Here is a 17,138-nt window from a genome sequence, read left to right as displayed (position 1 = left end):
CTTGTGCCTTGTGCCTAATATGATAGCGCATAACATTCCACCTGTCAAGTAAGTTTTTATTTTATTTGAATTTTTAATAATCAATAGCTCGTTTAATGAGCGATTAATACTACAAAAGTGTCTGAATTATAGAATACTTAAAATGACTTCGCTAGTTTTTTTGTTACTGTTTGTAATACTTTGTTAGCCTTAGGGTTTAAGATGGTTATCTTTATGATATTTTTGAAGACAGTTTTTTGGGTGTTATGTTATGTTTGGTTAAAATAACAAATGAAAAATTAAATAAAATCAATTTTCCTCCTGATCATTTTTGAAATTAATCATTTAAAAACAATTAATTAAACTTCTTTAAAATAGTTTTGGGTAAACCATTATAAAAAATATCTGGATGCCTTTAGCTATAATAATTAAATAACAAAGCATGTCAATTTTGGCTCTGTCTGATTATGGCTATTCCTTTCAGTATTCATTTGTTTTTTTAAGCTTTTGAGTAAAGTTTTTGCAAATTAAAATTTAATTAATCTTTGATAAAAAATTTTTCATCACTCTCAAACGAATAGTTATTTTTTATCTCTAACAATTTGAATTTTATATTAATATTTTTACGATGCCTATCCTAAAACTAGGCAGAATTTTATATAATACTCCACCTAGTAATTTTAGAAATACTTGGTATTCTACTAAATTAGTATTTACATAGTAGATATGTATATTACCTGTTATCGTTTTTTACATCTTCAATATTTTTTAATATTGCATTATTTTAAGGTACAACACAAGCAACTCTAACTTCGCTTTGGGTCAAGTAAGTAATGTTTATATAGCCATCACCGGAATTAACAATATACTGATCATAAATACCAGATGGTTGAGCAGTCCAATAACCATCTCCAGAATCCCAGTCGCTGCCAAAATAGCTACTAGTCCCGTTATAAGTTCTTCCCCATTCATTAAATAATCCACCAATCCAACGATTGCCTTCTTGGTAACTTAAACGTCTTTGATACCAAGCCGAACTTCTTCTTGGTATACCGCCAGTCCAACCAAAGTTATTGGCATTAGAATAATCATTTATATCGGGAATACGATAACCATTGCCTAAATTTTGACAAAAACGTTGTGCATTAGCATAGCCTGCTGACTTGCCTGGCTGGACAATATACCAACGCTCTATTTTAAAACTATACAACAATTTTGTATGGCTACTATCAGCATAGAGTTTAAATAATGATGGAGTAAACACCTTATTTGTTGAATTAATAGAAGGACCTTTTAGTAGTACTTTTAATCCTTTATCACCACCAAAATAGGCTGAAACAGGGTTTCCAAGCCAATCTTCCCATTTAGGCGTCTCATCTTTACTTAATGACAAACTTATTCCAGTACCACTTTCTGCACTTACCGTTGTTCCGTTTGCCACGATTACTTGCTCTGGAGTAATTCCCCCTAGTAATAAATAAAAATACAACCTATCAGCCCCTGTTGTTGGAAAATTCTCAGCAGGATTACTAACATCCAAAACTTTAAATCCTTTATTTGCAACCCAATTAGGACCATCTAAATCATACTCAGATCCCCAAGCTAAGTTATCCACATATAAATTCGGCTGTGCATAACAAACAATGGGCATGTCCATTTTTGGATTAATGTAATAGCTATGCTTATTTCCAGTAAAATCGCTACTATTAGGAATACCATACTGCGTTGATAAATTACCATTAGTTACCGTTAAGGTAAGTTGATAAGGTGCGTCGCAAAGATTTAATTGTTTATTAGGGTTATTTTTGACTTGTTCCGTGATATCCCGACCACTGCTATCTTGCCATTTAATCGTTAATTTGCCAGTTGCATTAATGCCATCATCCCCGTCATCATCTCGACCATAATTATACGGAGCATTAACCAAATTAGTTAACGAAACTTCAGGATAATTTGAAACAGGCACTATGGTTTGAATATCAGCAAAAGTGTTGGTTATATTTGGCATCTCTATTGGGTTGTCTACACTTGAGGTATCTACCGTCGCATTTGGGTAAAGTGGGCTATTTATGCCTGAAGGTATATAGAGACCATTCGGTAACTTTATACCCAATAATCCTTCAACGCTCATTATCTTAGTTGCTCCACCATCAAACGTTAAATACGGTGCTGTACCTTGAATAACGCTTGATGTTTGTGCTGATAGTGCCTGTAAACTTATCGAATACGGTAATAATAACAATGGAGCAAAAAACAACAACGATTTTGATAAAAATTTGCGCTTTAGCGAAAATTTGAGATATTTTGCCAGCTTCAATGACAAAAATAAGAATAGCGTCTGTTTTTGACTACTGTGATAATTAGAAAGATTTAGGGAATAAGATTGCCAATGCTTGTGCCTTGTGCCTAATATGATAGCGCATAACATTCCACCTGTCAAGTAAGTTTTTATTTTATTTGAATTTTTAATAATCAATAGCTCGTTTAATGAGCGATTAATACTACAAAAGTGTCTGAATTATAGAATACTTAAAATGACTTCGCTAGTTTTTTTGTTACTGTTTGTAATACTTTATTAGGCTTGAGATTAAAGTATCTATCTTTGAGATATTTTTTGATAATTATTAGTTTCTTAGCTTTAAGCGGTATATACTCCTAAATACTTTTTATAAAAGTATAATCTAAAAAGCAAATCATAGTTGTATAAATTCCCCCATAATCAATACACGACTTACGTAGAAAATTATGGTATTTGTTTTAATATCTTATATTCTTGAAATATCATATATTTAATACAATACAAGATCTTTATTTTTTATAAGTAATAACTCAAATCATAATAAACAACATGAATAATTTCTAAAGTTTAAGTTAATTAACTTTAGTTTTTATCGATATTTTTATCTAGAGTTGTAATGATAAAAAATTTAACATAAAAATAACGAAAAGCTAGGTTAGTTTCTGATACAATAATACAAATTTATAATAAGTTAGTAATGTCATAACACTATAAAATAAAAGGTTTTTTAATGATCATATCAGACGCTAATAGTGCGGTGTCATCCGTCGCTTATCGGGCAAACGAAGTCATTGCTATTTACCCAATCACACCAAGCTCAACCATGGCCGAGCAAGCTAGCACTTGGGCTGAGTTTAATAAACCAAATGTCTTTGGTGATACACCAAGAGTGATTGAAATGCAATCCGAAGCAGGTGCAATTGCAACCGTTCATGGTTCATTAATGACAGGTGCACTTGCAACTTCGTTTACTTCATCACAAGGTTTGCTTTTAATGATCCCATCGCTGTACAAAATAGCCGGCGAACTGACTCCTTTTGTTTTGCATGTTGCAGCACGTACTGTTGCAACGCATGCTCTTTCAATTTTTGGCGATCATTCTGATGTGATGGCAATTAGGCAAACTGGTTTTGCGATGCTTTGTTCTAGTTCAGTGCAAGAAGCGCAAGATTTTGCCTTAATTTCGCAAATGGCCAGTTTTAATAGCCTTGTTCCTTTTGTTCATTTTTTTGATGGATTTAGAACCTCACATGAAGTTAATAAAATCTATCCAATAAGTGATGACCAAATCCGTAATTTATTACCACACGAAGCCATTAAAGCCTATCGCTCACGAGCATTAACGCCTGATAAACCGGTAACTCGAGGTACATCAGCTAATCCTGATACATACTTCCAGTGCCGAGAAGCGATAAATACTTATTATGATAATGTCTATCAACATGTTGTTGATGCTATGGATGCTTTTGCAGCAGAAACAGGCCGAAAGTATCAACCATTTGAATATTATGGTGCTAGTGATGCTGAGCATATTATTGTTATTATGGGATCTGGTGCTAGCACCGCAAAAGAAGTAGTTGATGTTTTACTTAAACAAAACGAAAAAGTCGGGGTTGTGATCGTTCGGCTATTCCGCCCATTTTCAGCCAATCATCTGCTCGAAGTTATGCCAAGTACTGTTAATAAAATTGCTGTGCTTGATAGAACTAAAGAGCCGGGAGCACAAGCCGAACCGCTTTATTTAGATATTATGACCGCATTTGCTGAAAGCCTGTCGCGCAAAGAACGCGCAACTATGCCACTTATTATAGGTGGACGTTATGGGTTATCATCTAAAGAATTTGATCCTCGTTGTGTACTTGCTATTTTTACTGAACTTGGATTAGATAAACCCAAACCACGTTTTACCGTTGGTATTTATGATGATATAACTGGGCTTTCTTTACCTTTACCTGACCAATCGATACCACAAAAATCTGCTCTTGAAGCGCTATTTTATGGGCTTGGCAGTGATGGCACGGTATCTGCAACCAAAAATAATATTAAAATTATTGGTGATAATTCTCCTTTTTATGTACAAGGATATTTTGTATATGACTCTAAAAAGGCAGGTGGTTTGACGACTTCACACTTACGAGTCAGCTTAGATCCAATTGATTCACCCTATTTAATTACCAGCGCACACTTTATTGGCTGCCACCAAGATCAGTTTATCGATAAATATCAAATTGTTAATAAGTTAAAAGACGATGGCATCTTTTTACTTAACACGCCGTATAGCAAAGACGAAATTTGGCATAGACTTCCAAAAGAAGTGCAAGCTCAATTAATACAAAAACGAGCACACTTTTACATTGTCAATGCGGCAAAAATAGCTCGTGAATGTAATTTAGGCGCAAGAATTAATACCGTTATGCAGGCGGCATTTTTTCATCTAGCTGGAATTTTTAAAAACGATTTTAATATCGCCCAATTAAAAGAAGTCATTGCCAAAAGTTACAGCAGTAAAGGACAAGATTTAGTTGAAAATAACTGGAAAGCGCTCGACTTAGCTATAGCTTCGCTTGAACAAATACCGCTTAGCTGTGTTGACCAAAGCAGTTCAACAATGCCATCTATTGTACCTGCTAATGCGCCTGATTTTGTTAAAACAGTCACTGCTGCAATGTTAGCTGGTTTAGGCGATAACTTGCCTGTATCAGCATTTCCACCCGATGGAACTTGGCCTATAGGTACAACTAAGTGGGAAAAACGTAACATTGCTGAAGAGATCCCTATTTGGCAACCTGAACTCTGTACCCAATGTAATCATTGTGCGGTTGCTTGTCCTCATGCAGCTATTCGAGCTAAGGTTGTTGATCCTGATGAAATGATCAATGCGCCTGATTCATTAAGCTCACTTGAAGTAAAAGCTCGTGATATGAAGGGACAACGATATGTTTTACAAGTTGCACCAGAAGATTGTACTGGCTGTAATTTATGTGTCGAAGTGTGCCCAGCTCGTGATCGTAATAATTTTGAAATTAAAGCCATTAACATGCAATCACGGATCGATAATCTTGAGACTCAACGCACTAACTTTGAGTACTTTACTGCATTGCCTGATCGTGATATCAGCACGCTTGAACGCATTGATGTGCGTACATCGCAATTACTTACACCGTTATTTGAATATTCGGGTGCTTGCGCAGGTTGTGGGGAAACACCATACATCAAATTGTTGACCCAACTTTATGGTGACCATTTAGCGATTGCCAATGCCACTGGCTGTTCATCAATTTATGGTGGCAACCTTCCATCATCGCCTTATACTACTGATCGAAATGGTCGTGGACCTGCTTGGGCAAACTCATTATTTGAAGATAATGCAGAGTTTGCATTAGGATATCGTATTACTTATAACCAACATAAAAAACGGGCGTTACGTTTGCTTGATTATGTTGCTGGTGATATTTCGCCCGAAATAGTCATCGCCTTAAAATCACCAGAAACCTCTATAGCGGAAAAACGTCAACAAGTCGAGTTATTACGTGAACAGCTTGCACACTTAGATTCTTCGCAAGCACAAGAGTTGATGATAGATGCAAATTATTTGGTAGATAAATCAGTTTGGGCTATTGGTGGCGATGGTTGGGCTTACGATATTGGATTCGGCGGGCTTGATCATGTTATGAGCTTAACTGATAACGTAAATATATTGGTATTAGACACTCAGTGTTATTCCAACACTGGAGGCCAACAATCAAAAGCCACTCCAATGGGCGCTGTATCAAAATTTGCTGATTTAGGTAAGCATAAAGCACGTAAAGATCTTGGTGTTAGTGTAATGATGTATGGCCATGTCTATGTTGCACAAGTTGCATTAGGTTCACAACTTAACCAAACTCTTAAAGCCTTACAAGAAGCCGAAGCTTATGATGGACCATCTTTAGTTATTGCTTATAGTCCTTGTGAGGAACATGGCTATGATCTGGCTAAATCGCATGAACAAATGAAAGATCTAGTTAAATCAGGATTCTGGCCTTTGTATCGTTACGACCCACGCCGTATGGCAGAAGGCAAACCAGGATTGGTGCTAGACTCAAAAGCACCAAATAGTGAGTCACTAACTGGTATCTTACTAAAAGAACAACGTTTCCGTCGTTTAGAAACACTTGAACCTGTAATTGCAAATACCTTGCATGAACGTTCAACAAAAATGGCAGATTCTAAATATAAATTCTTACAGATGCTAGCAACCTATTCGGATATTGAGACACCAGCAGATAGCTGACAATAGCTATACATGGTAATTATAAGCCATTATAAAGGGCTGTTATTAATAATAGTCCTTTTTTATTACCGCATTTGAGCAATAAAGCACCAGGATTGTGCATATTCAAATCACAATAGCTCACATAACAACCCAATATCACTAACTTTATGTTATTGAGTAATATACGAATCAATTATCCAATGATCGTTAAAAACTTGGTATTATTTTTGCATGATTAATAATTGACCACATAAAAATTAATTAAATGGGAGGTGAATCATGATATCCAATTTAAACGTTAGTAGAAGAAAATTAATCACATTTTCCAGTGCGGCAATTGCAGGGATATCTATTAATCAATTATTATCTAAAGCTCATGCAATAGAAGCGCAGAACTCGGTTTCATTCTCTCTACCTATGCTTGAAAATGCAGCAACACCTGATATTAACAATCCTGTAAGGCTCAACTTTAATGAAAATGCGCTTGGTATGTCACCACGAGCAAAACAAGCTGCAATTGAGGCTGTACCAAAAGCTAATCGCTATGCCAAAGCCGAAATGCCATTACTTAACAAACGATTAGCTAAATATCATAAAGTCGATGATACTCAAATTTTATTAACTGCAGGATCTTCAGAAGGTATTCGTAGTGCTATTGCTGCATTTGTTAAGCCAAATACTCAATTAGTCATTCCAGAGCTTACTTATGGAGATGGAGAACATTTTGCAAAGATCTTTAATTTAAAAATTACCAAAGTACCAAGTTTGCCAGATTGGCAGATCGATATAAAAGGCATACAAAAAGCTGCCGAAGATTATAATGGATTTTCAATTGTCTATTTAGTTAATCCAAACAATCCAACTTCGACAGTTTTTGCAACAAGTGAAATTGAATCTTGGATAAAAAGTAAGCCTAAAAATACTATTTTTATTGTTGACGAAGCCTATGCTGAATTTGTTAATGATCCTGCATTTGAATCAGTTGATAAATTAATTACACAAGGTTGTGACAATGTTATATTGCTTAAAACATTCTCAAAAATCCATGCTATGGCAGGGTTACGAGTGGGTTATGTGGTCAGTTCAGTTGAAAACGTTAAGAATATAGCTCAATATGTTGCTGGTGAAAAACTGAATTACTGTGGTGTTTGCGCAGCTCTCGCATCAATAGATGATCAACCCTTTTTAACATACTCTAAAAAAGCGGTTGATGTATCAAGGCAAATTATGGAAAAAGCTTTATCAGAACTAGGTTTGCATTATTTAAAATCTCAAACTAATTTTATGTTTCACAAAAGTCCAATTGATTTGAAAGATTATCGAGAACTAATGAAAAATAATTTTGTATTAATTGGTAGAGATTTCGCACCAGCAACAAATTGGTGTCGAATATCGCTAGGTTCGCCGAGTGAGATGCTTTACGTTGCAAATGTAATGCGTGAATTAAAAGAAAAAGGGAAAATTTAAATTAACAGCTTATTCTAAAGCTCTTTAAATATTAGCTAATTTAAAGAGCTTTATTTTTATTATAAGCCGTCAAAATTGAATTATTCATTGAAAATAATGACGAAAAAAATTTAGCTACCCATAATACGACGCGTCATCCAATAATGTTTTTTCCAATAACTATCATTTAAGTTTGAATAAACTACACCTTTTGATGTTGAAGCGTGTAAAAATTTGCCGTCTGCATAATAAATACCAACATGTAGACCACTACGGCTACGGCCTGTTTTAAAGAATACTAAGTCACCTGCTTTAGGGGTGTTTACCTTAACACCTAGCCGAGCTTGCTCAGCAGCACTTCTTGGTAAGTTTTTTGAAAGTTTATTTTTAAAAAAATTCATTACAAAACCAGAACAATCACTACCCGCTAAAGTCGTACCGCCATAACGGTATGGCGTGTTTTGCCATTTTTTATAATGAGATTCTATTTTAGTTAACATGGTTAGATTAGGACTAGGTTTAGTTTTCTTAATAGAAACTTGACGTTGGGTAGTACTACAACCAAACAACATGAAAATAGAAAAAAACAATATAGTTATTAAAAAACGTTTTTTCACGTTAGTACAGTTGTCGAGCAACGTCCCTAATAGTTGATTGCCTTTTTTTATCATTTCTTTTTGTTCCTTTATTTAACGTTGACCAATACGAATAACGCCTAGCCAATTTTAAGCTTTTAGGCAACACGCCTTTTTCCCATTCGGTTTTATCTATTTTAGATAATCTAACTGGGCTAGTGTCCGCATGGCTACGATGATTCAAACTTTCTTTAAGGCGAATTAAGCGCAAAGAAAGAAAACAGATAATAACATCATCAACACTTAACTTTCTATATCCAGAAAGCTGATACCGAACTCTAGAACCATAATGTTTTGCAGTCTGCATTAAACTACCAACTGCGGCACCAATTAACGCAGCTGATCCAAGTGAGATACCTCCGGTCGCTAAATCAATACTAGCACCAATTGTCGCCCCCTGAACAAAGCCTTTAGTCAAATGAGTACCCATCATTTTTAGAGCATCAATATTAAATAGATCAGCATTATAGCGACCTTTTATTAAAGGTAAATTCTCTTCACTTTCTTGATTTGAATCAAATTGATACAATTTTAATAATTCATTGATCGCCATTTGTTCTCGCTTTCTAACTTTATTTTGCATATCAGCAATTGCCTGCACATCTTCTGATTTAGCCATTTCATAAAAGGCTGTAACATCAACGAGTGTTTCGGCAATAATCAGATTAGCGGTTTGATTTCGAGAATTACGAGTTTGTGCGATTTTATCTAGCCAGTTATCTAATATAACCTTAGCAGGCTCAACTAGTAAAGCAAGGCTATGATATAAACGTTCTTCACCATCCAAAGGAGGAAATATAGCGTCGAATCTTATAATAGCATGAATCCCAATGCGTGACAGTAATCTTTTCCATTCCTTTTCATTTTGGTTACTGTCTGCAGTAAAATTTAAAACAGCTAATATGGGCTTATCACTATTGGCTAAAATAGCTAATTCATCGTGATACTTTGCCAATACTGGCTCTCGTACATCTATCACATAGATAGCCGCATCACTATTTAGCAGTTGCTTGATGACTTTAGCTTCTTGATTAAATACGTTTTCAGACTCTGGGCTTTGTAAAAAAAATGTTAATTTATCGACACCATCAAGTTTTGCATTAGTAGGAAGTAATTGGTTAATATAATCATAAAGTGCTAAACTGTCTTCTAATCCTGGAGTATCATAAAAAATTATTGATTTATTATGCTCAAGTGGCAATGTTATTGATTTAACGTGTCTTGTGGTGCCAGGGCTATCAGATACATTTCCAAAATGACTATTACGAATTAAGGTGCGTAGTAAAGATGTTTTGCCAACATTGGCATGACCAACCACTGCTAATTTTAATGTTGATAGCATTTTACAGAGCCTCGCTTAGCCAGTCAGGTTGAGCCAACTGTAAAGATAATGATTGCCAATTATGATACTGTTTACCTTGATTAATAAACCAAATACGAGTTTGCTGAGATTTATTAATCAGTTGATTAATAAAATTTAATACTCCCCTATCTGGCGCTCTATCGGTATCAACCGCAATTAATAATTTTTGAGCTGGCGTTAATTGTAAATAATCTAGAATATTACTGCGCTGTTCACGCGTATTTAAAAAACCTAAAAATGAGACAGACTCAGGGTAGTGCCAACTTTCTTGCACATCGATAGCAACCAAAAAATTACCTTCAGCAGCTTCTATTGAATGTGTTGAAAAATGCCACTGGTGACTATTTTGACCTAATTTATCAGCATCTTCAATATTCACAAATAATGACTGCAACCGATTTGCTAATATTTGATAATCAGGATGAGAGATATTAAGCTCAATTCGACGACTACTAATAAGCCAATTAACACCACAAAACACCATACACAAAAGCCGCAACATTAATCCATAAACAATAAATACACCTAACAGCCAAACAGCCCACGATGATCGAATTTCACCAGCACTTAACGCATGTTCGCTTAGCTTTATAACTTCGTCTTTTGGAATTTCAAAGCCAAGTAATGACGGTAAATAGCCTAAATAATGAGTTAAACCAATAATCGTATCAGAACTAAGCAAAGTGGTTTGCCATTCAAAACTATAATGCTTAGTTGAAAATAGCACAACTAAAACTAATAATGCACAACTTAAAATCACAGTCCAAAACAGATTAAGCACAAACCCAATAAGCCAACGAATACGAGAGCCAAATAGTTCAACAAATGCAGGGATCAGTTGTTGCACTGTCTTTTTTTGAGAAAGCTTTTTAGCCAACCATAACCAACAATGAATCAACAAACTACCACCAAAATTGGAAAAGAGGAAAAACGAACCAAGCCAAATAGTTAGCGTAATTAAATGAACGCCTAACAAACTAAAAAGCGCCCAATACAAATTGATAGGGTTTTGACTTAATGCTCCCAATGCTAATGAACCACCTAAAAAAACAGATAGTAGCAGCAATAATGCAAAAGATAACTTTACCGATCGCAAAAGTACTTTTTGCGCCAAATACAATCCATTTTGTTTAGACAACATGATTGCACGCATCACAATTCGATCTGGAAGCGATATTTGTTCGGCTCTTACTTGTCGGTTGATATCTTGATCAGCAAACTGCCCAAATTCTGTTTCAATTAAATGGATCGTTTCGGTCAACCAGAGTGATTTTAGCTTTTGTCGCATTAGACTTAATCTTCAACATTATAATAAATAAAATATAAAAGAAACGCGACATAAGTCGCGTTCATAAAGTCGAATCAATTATTGTGTAATTTCACCAATTTTACTTAATAAAGTTTGAATACGTTGTTGCCATACTTGCTGATCTTGTTTTAGCTTTTCGTTTTCGTCACGTAGTGCTTTCATTTCATCTGAACTATCATTAATTAATTGCTCTAACTCTTGATTGCCTTTTCTTAAGGTTGCAATCTCTTGTTGTAATGTATTGATAGTATTTATAGTATGTTGGATTCGACTTTCTAATTGATTTAGTATTTCTAATGACATATTTTTCCTCAGCTCAAATTATTTGGTGTATAATGCTAATCATTATACCGAATTCATTCTAAAATCAACACCTTTTTAAATTTTAAGTTGGAGAAAATTATGCGAAAACCTCTCGTTATGGGTAACTGGAAATTAAACGGTAGTTTGGATATGGCTAAAAGCTTAGTCTCAGGACTAAAAAGTGAGCTATCAAACGACACAGCATGTGATATTGCAATTGCACCACCTGTTGTATACCTTGATTTTGTAAAACACCAATTAGGTGGATCTAATATTATTTTAGGAGCACAAGATGTTGGTATTAATTTATCAGGTGCTTTTACTGGCGAAGTATCAGTTAACATGTTAAAAGAAATTGGCGTGACTCATATTATTATTGGACATTCTGAACGCCGAACTTATCACAAAGAATCTGATGAATTTATTGCAAAAAAATTTGGTGTAATTAAAGAAGCTGGTTTAGTGCCTGTATTATGTATTGGCGAAACCGAAGCAGAAAACGAAGCTGGTCAAACACAAGCTGTTTGCGCACGCCAAATTGATGCAGTAATAAAAGCACTTGGTGTTCAAGCATTTAACGGTGCGGTTATTGCTTATGAACCAATCTGGGCTATTGGAACTGGCAAATCTGCAACTCCTGCACAAGCACAAGCTGTTCATAAATTCATTCGTGATCATATTACTAAACAAGATGCAAAAGTAGCACAACAAGTAACCATTCAATATGGTGGTTCAGTTAATGATAAAAATGCGGCTGAACTATTTACTCAACCCGACATTGATGGCGCATTAGTTGGTGGTGCATCACTAAAAGCTGATGCTTTTGCGGCAATTGTTAAAGCGGCTGAACAGGCTAAAAAATAACGCATAAATATGTCGAATAACAAAATAAAAAGACGCTTAATTTAGCGTCTTTTTATCATTTAAATTAATATCATTTTTTAGCCTTAGTCGAATAACGTGAAGGCCAAATTTTTTCGACAGGTACTTGTAAATAATCAGAAATAATTCGTTCATACTTAGGGCAATGGCGATATAATGCGTTTCTTAAAGTATCAGCCTGCAAACCACTAGCTCTAGACAATGCTCTTAAATTTCCGCCTCTAATTTTAATTTCGCCTACAACTCTAGATGGTGCCCAGTCTTGATCTTGCTCTCTCATTATGAGATCCTCTATTAGTTAAATTCTTACTATTGTAAAGATTATCGGTAATACAATGTTCAAAAGATATGAATTTATATAGAACAGAATAACACAGAAAAAAACGATTTAAAATAATAAAAACAATAAAAAAATGGAATAGAGGGAAAAATGCTCGAAAATAAAATAAAAAACCAAACCGAAAAAGAAAAAACACGAACCCTAACTAATACAGGGGTCATTAATTTTAAAAATCGATTAAGCCTAGTGTTAGAAGGTCTTTCAGGTAATGCCTTTGCTAAAAAAGTTGGCATGTCAGAAGCTGTAATAAGAGATTACTTATCAGGCAAAACCTACCCATCACTAAATAGATTAGCTATCATTGCCCAAAAATGTAATGTTCCTATTGAATGGTTAGTAACTGGAAAAGGAAAATGTCGATTATTATCAGATTCAGATACTCAAGATTCAGTATATATTCCATTCCACCATTTAAATAATATGGTAAAATCTTACTCAAAAATCGAATCAATCCCATTTGATATTAATTTAATAAGGCATCAAGGCTGTAATTACGAAGACTTAGTCGCCGTATGGGCAAAAGGTGATAGCATGGAGCCAACAATATCAAATCATGATATTCTTATTATTGATAAAGCGCATTATAAACCGATCGATGGCTATTTGTATGCTGTTGAATATGAGGATCAAATCAGTATAAAACGCATTCAAAATCAAGGAGCAAACTTAGCATTACTTTGCGACAATCCTAAGTACCCAACCATTATTGGGGATAAGCATGAACCGCAAGAATTTAAAATTATTGGGCATGTAGTTTATCTTCTAAAAGATCTTAACTAAAACCCATTTAAGCTTGGGCTAATTACAGCTTTATCGGCTTCGACTGGTAAGGCTGTTTTAATGTATTTAACTCTCGTTTTTTTCAATGAATATCAAGTTAAAAAAAATGTCAAAAAGTTTCAGGTAACTATGTGTTTCAGTATAAAATCAATGTAAAGCTATTATAAAAAATAAATTAACTTAACAATCGTTATCAGCATAACTTTATGCTTTTTTCACTAGTTATGCTAAAATTAGCATTAAATTTTTTATTAGTTTTACCTATTAATATAATATTATGCCAAATATAAACACTCGAAAAAAAGTCGTTGTCGGTATGTCTGGCGGCGTTGATTCTTCTGTCTCAGCTTATTTATTACAACAACAAGGATACGATGTTGTTGGGTTATTTATGAAAAATTGGGAAGAAGACGACACAGAAGAATATTGCTCTGCCGCTGTTGACTTAGCCGATGCGCAAGCAGTTTGTGACAAATTAAATATAAAATTACATACTGTCAATTTTGCTGCCGAATATTGGGACAACGTATTTGAACATTTTTTATCTGAATATAAAGCAGGCCGAACGCCAAATCCTGATATTTTATGTAATAAAGAAATAAAATTTAAAGCATTTTTAGAATATGCGGCCGAAGATCTTGGCGCAGACTTTATTGCCACAGGGCATTACGTCCGTAAACGTCAAACAGGCGATAAAGTCGAATTATTACGAGGGATCGACAATAACAAAGATCAAAGCTACTTTCTTTACACCCTTAGCGAAGCACAAATAAGCCAAAGCTTATTTCCAGTTGGTGAACTCGAAAAACCAGAAGTGCGAAAAATTGCACAACAACTTGGTTTAGCAACCGCTGCTAAAAAAGACTCAACTGGCATCTGCTTTATTGGTGAACGTAAATTTAGTGACTTTTTAGCACGATATTTACCCGCTCAAGCAGGTAACATTCGCACTATTGATGGAGAGATTATTGGTCAACATCAAGGCTTGATGTATCACACATTAGGGCAACGCAAAGGGCTTGGTATTGGTGGCTTAAAACAAGCTGACGACACACCATGGTATGTTGTAGACAAAGATCTTACCAATAACGAATTGATTGTGGCACAAGGCCATGATCATCCAGCACTCCTTTCTGAAGGATTAATTACTCAACAACTTCATTGGGTTGATCGTAAAGTAGTAACAAAACCATTTAGCTGTACTGTAAAAACACGTTATCGTCAACAAGACATAGCCTGCCAAGTAATACCATTAACCGATGACAAAATTAAAGTCATATTTAATAATCCTGTTGTAGCTGTTACACCAGGTCAGTCTGCTGTCTTTTATAAAGATGAAGTATGTCTTGGTGGTGGTATTATAGAAGAACGAATTACAAACAGTAAGGAAGACTAACGTGAATAATAAATACCACCATATTGCTATTGCCCTCGCTGGTGCGGCACAAAGTGCAATACTGGTGCCACAACTTGCTAACACAGGCGTTTGTAATGTTACACTTTATGAACAAGCAATAAAAAGCTTGTTTAAAACCTCGCCAAAAACAACGGATGATGTTTATGATGGTATTAAAAATATCAAAACAGGATTACAAACAGTAATACAACTATTATTATCAGGACAAAAAGAACAAGTCCAAATTATTCGTTACCTGTTTGGTACAATTGGCATTACTAGCAAATTATTAAAAAATAATGACGCATTAGATAAAATTGACCAACGATTAAAACGCATTTCAGGACTTTATCTAGATATAAATGATGAAACTGTTAGTACTAATATTGAAGATCTGTCCTATTCATTAGCGGGAATTTATTCTGATATCATCAGCCCGATATCAACAAGAATAAAAGTTGTTGGCAAAATCGAATTTTTACAAAACACATTGGTACAAGCAAAAGTAAGAACCGCCCTTTTGGGATGTGTTCGATCGGCTATTTTATGGTATCAAGTTGGTGGAAATCGTTTCCAGTTTCTTTTTTGCCGTAAACGCATTTGTAAAGCAGCACAAGAACTATTAGACCAAATTAATTGCGCAAACTAATTTGCACTTTATAACTGATATTTCAAATATTGTAACGGAGTAAAACCGATGGAATTATCTGCACTCACTGCCCTTTCGCCAATTGACGGGCGTTATGGTGAAAAAACCACAGAGTTACGCACCATTTTTAGCGAATATGGTTTATTAAAATACCGCGTTCAGGTCGAGGTTTGTTGGCTACAAAAATTAGCTTCACAAGCAGATATTTTAGAGGTTCCAACATTAAGTCAATCAGCTATTAATCATCTTAATCAAATTGTAGACCAATTTAGTGTGCAAGATGCAAGTCGCATTAAAGAAATCGAAAGAACCACTAATCACGATGTTAAAGCTGTAGAATATTTTCTAAAAGAAAAAGTGAGTACTCATGAAGAATTACACGCCATTAATGAGTTTATCCATTTTGCTTGCACATCAGAGGACATTAACAACTTATCTTATGCGTTAATGCTAAAAACAGCTCGAGAAGCTGTCTTAGTGCCATATTGGAATAAACTCATTGATAAAATCACCTCACAAGCTATCGCTTATCGTGATTTACCACTACTATCAAGAACACATGGTCAACCCGCTACGCCATCAACCATAGGTAAAGAGTTTGCTAATGTAGCTTACCGCTTAAAACGCCAATTACAACAACTAAAATCGGTTGAAATACTAGGGAAGATTAATGGCGCAACGGGAAATTATAATGCACATATGGTTGCTTATCCGCAAGTGAACTGGCATAAATTTAGTGAGAATTTTGTTAACTCGCTAGGACTAAAATGGAATCCTTATACCACCCAAATTGAACCACATGACTATATTGCCGAATTCTTTGATTGTGTAGCACGTTTTAATACCATTATGATAGACTTTGATCGAGATATTTGGGGATATATTTCACTAAATCACTTTAAACAAAAAACTGTTGCTGGCGAAATCGGATCTTCAACTATGCCACACAAAGTTAATCCTATCGACTTCGAAAATTCAGAAGGCAACTTAGGGATTGCCAATGCAATTATGAACCATTTAAGTAGCAAATTACCGATTTCACGCTGGCAACGTGATTTAACCGATTCTACAGTGTTGCGTAATCTAGGTGTAGGTATTAGTTATGCCATTATAGCTTATCAATCAACCCTAAAAGGATTAAACAAACTCGAAGTCAACCAAGACCACTTACTTGAAGAACTTAATCGCAACTGGGAAGTATTAGCCGAGCCAATTCAAACAGTAATGCGCCGTTATGGTATCGAAAAACCTTACGAAAAATTGAAAGAATTAACTCGAGGCAAACGAGTTGATGCAAAAGGCATGCAAGAATTCATTGACTCATTAGATCTACCCGAAAGTGAAAAAACACGACTAAAACAGTTAACACCAGCTAACTATATTGGTTATGCCGTTAGCTTTGTTGACAATTTAGAATAACAACTTAAATCCAAATAGCCTGATACAGTCACACCCTATCAGGCCATATTGACTTTCAGGTGATCATATTAATCACACTAGTG

Annotated in this window: 13 protein-coding genes; 7 read left to right on the top strand and 6 right to left on the bottom strand. The window is 34.9% G+C overall.

What is annotated here, in order from left to right; genetic code table 11:
• Positions 1-763 precede the first annotated feature (763 nt).
• The gene (locus ACGH6S_RS08665) at positions 764-2,407 is read right to left on the bottom strand and encodes a hypothetical protein (protein WP_411578699.1); all 1,644 of its coding nucleotides are present in this window, start codon (positions 2,405-2,407) and stop codon (positions 764-766) included.
• 601 nt (positions 2,408-3,008) lie between these two features.
• On the opposite strand from ACGH6S_RS08665, the gene nifJ reads away from it, so the two are divergent.
• Both nifJ and ACGH6S_RS08655 read left to right on the top strand, forming a co-directional pair.
• Positions 3,009-6,551 (top strand): pyruvate:ferredoxin (flavodoxin) oxidoreductase, encoded by a 3,543-nt coding sequence (gene nifJ / locus ACGH6S_RS08660; protein WP_174798113.1) that lies wholly within the window; start codon positions 3,009-3,011, stop codon positions 6,549-6,551.
• 261 nt (positions 6,552-6,812) lie between these two features.
• The gene (locus ACGH6S_RS08655; protein WP_085163787.1) at positions 6,813-8,000 is read left to right on the top strand and encodes a pyridoxal phosphate-dependent aminotransferase; all 1,188 of its coding nucleotides are present in this window, start codon (positions 6,813-6,815) and stop codon (positions 7,998-8,000) included.
• 110 nt (positions 8,001-8,110) lie between these two features.
• Here ACGH6S_RS08655 and ACGH6S_RS08650 read toward each other — a convergent pair whose 3' ends face one another.
• From ACGH6S_RS08650 to zapB, 4 genes are all read right to left on the bottom strand, one after another.
• Entirely contained in the window at positions 8,111-8,650 is a 540-nt protein-coding gene (locus ACGH6S_RS08650) for a C40 family peptidase (protein ID WP_411578698.1), read from the bottom strand.
• Positions 8,598-9,956, bottom strand: a complete 1,359-nt coding sequence (locus tag ACGH6S_RS08645; RefSeq protein ID WP_411578697.1) for a DUF3482 domain-containing protein — start codon at positions 9,954-9,956, stop codon at positions 8,598-8,600. The genes ACGH6S_RS08650 and ACGH6S_RS08645 overlap by 53 nt, the downstream gene beginning before the upstream one ends.
• 1 nt (position 9,957) lies before the next feature.
• Entirely contained in the window at positions 9,958-11,265 is a 1,308-nt protein-coding gene (locus ACGH6S_RS08640; RefSeq protein WP_065590480.1) for a DUF2868 domain-containing protein, read from the bottom strand.
• Between the two features lie 78 nt (positions 11,266-11,343).
• Positions 11,344-11,589 carry a cell division protein ZapB gene (gene zapB, locus ACGH6S_RS08635; RefSeq protein WP_034910977.1) on the bottom strand — a complete coding sequence of 82 codons (246 nt, stop codon included), beginning with the start codon at positions 11,587-11,589 and terminating at the stop codon, positions 11,344-11,346.
• Between the two features lie 99 nt (positions 11,590-11,688).
• Here zapB and tpiA point away from each other — a divergent pair, with 99 nt between their 5' ends.
• Positions 11,689-12,453: a triose-phosphate isomerase gene (tpiA, locus tag ACGH6S_RS08630; protein ID WP_411578696.1), complete on the top strand. Its 765-nt coding sequence runs from the start codon at positions 11,689-11,691 to the stop codon at positions 12,451-12,453.
• A gap of 70 nt (positions 12,454-12,523) precedes the next feature.
• On the opposite strand, the gene ACGH6S_RS08625 is transcribed toward tpiA, so the two are convergent.
• A complete protein-coding gene (locus ACGH6S_RS08625; protein WP_411578695.1) occupies positions 12,524-12,751 on the bottom strand; it encodes a helix-turn-helix domain-containing protein in 228 nt (75 codons plus the stop codon).
• 150 nt (positions 12,752-12,901) lie between these two features.
• On the opposite strand from ACGH6S_RS08625, the gene ACGH6S_RS08620 reads away from it, so the two are divergent.
• The 4 genes from ACGH6S_RS08620 to purB all read left to right on the top strand — a co-directional run bounded on the left by ACGH6S_RS08620 (position 12,902) and on the right by purB (position 17,055).
• Positions 12,902-13,591, top strand: coding sequence for a helix-turn-helix transcriptional regulator (locus ACGH6S_RS08620; RefSeq protein WP_085163789.1), 690 nt, complete (start codon positions 12,902-12,904; stop codon positions 13,589-13,591).
• A 277-nt stretch (positions 13,592-13,868) separates the two neighbouring features.
• Complete coding sequence (gene mnmA, locus ACGH6S_RS08615) at positions 13,869-14,987, top strand: tRNA 2-thiouridine(34) synthase MnmA (protein WP_411578694.1); 1,119 nt, start codon at positions 13,869-13,871, stop codon at positions 14,985-14,987.
• 1 nt (position 14,988) lies between these two features.
• Positions 14,989-15,636, top strand: a complete 648-nt coding sequence (hflD, locus tag ACGH6S_RS08610) for a high frequency lysogenization protein HflD (protein ID WP_296300847.1) — start codon at positions 14,989-14,991, stop codon at positions 15,634-15,636.
• A 48-nt stretch (positions 15,637-15,684) separates the two neighbouring features.
• Positions 15,685-17,055, top strand: coding sequence for an adenylosuccinate lyase (gene purB, locus ACGH6S_RS08605; RefSeq protein WP_296302483.1), 1,371 nt, complete (start codon positions 15,685-15,687; stop codon positions 17,053-17,055).
• Positions 17,056-17,138: the final 83 nt, after the last annotated feature.

It is taken from the genome of Gilliamella sp. BG3 (assembly GCF_046635605.1).
GTDB lineage: Bacteria > Pseudomonadota > Gammaproteobacteria > Enterobacterales > Orbaceae > Gilliamella > Gilliamella bombi.
This window is presented reverse-complemented; position numbering and strand designations above follow the sequence as displayed.

Excerpts from the sequence above, each read along its gene's own strand:
- ACGH6S_RS08665 (WP_411578699.1), bottom strand. The coding sequence starts at position 2,407 with ATGTTATGCGCTATCATATTAGGCACAAGGCACAAGCATTGGCAATCT.
- nifJ (WP_174798113.1), top strand. The coding sequence starts at position 3,009 with ATGATCATATCAGACGCTAATAGTGCGGTGTCATCCGTCGCTTATCGG.
- ACGH6S_RS08655 (WP_085163787.1), top strand. The coding sequence starts at position 6,813 with ATGATATCCAATTTAAACGTTAGTAGAAGAAAATTAATCACATTTTCC.
- ACGH6S_RS08650 (WP_411578698.1), bottom strand. The coding sequence starts at position 8,650 with ATGATAAAAAAAGGCAATCAACTATTAGGGACGTTGCTCGACAACTGT.
- ACGH6S_RS08645 (WP_411578697.1), bottom strand. The coding sequence starts at position 9,956 with ATGCTATCAACATTAAAATTAGCAGTGGTTGGTCATGCCAATGTTGGC.
- ACGH6S_RS08640 (WP_065590480.1), bottom strand. The coding sequence starts at position 11,265 with ATGCGACAAAAGCTAAAATCACTCTGGTTGACCGAAACGATCCATTTA.
- zapB (WP_034910977.1), bottom strand. The coding sequence starts at position 11,589 with ATGTCATTAGAAATACTAAATCAATTAGAAAGTCGAATCCAACATACT.
- tpiA (WP_411578696.1), top strand. The coding sequence starts at position 11,689 with ATGCGAAAACCTCTCGTTATGGGTAACTGGAAATTAAACGGTAGTTTG.
- ACGH6S_RS08625 (WP_411578695.1), bottom strand. The coding sequence starts at position 12,751 with ATGAGAGAGCAAGATCAAGACTGGGCACCATCTAGAGTTGTAGGCGAA.
- ACGH6S_RS08620 (WP_085163789.1), top strand. The coding sequence starts at position 12,902 with ATGCTCGAAAATAAAATAAAAAACCAAACCGAAAAAGAAAAAACACGA.
- mnmA (WP_411578694.1), top strand. The coding sequence starts at position 13,869 with ATGCCAAATATAAACACTCGAAAAAAAGTCGTTGTCGGTATGTCTGGC.
- purB (WP_296302483.1), top strand. The coding sequence starts at position 15,685 with ATGGAATTATCTGCACTCACTGCCCTTTCGCCAATTGACGGGCGTTAT.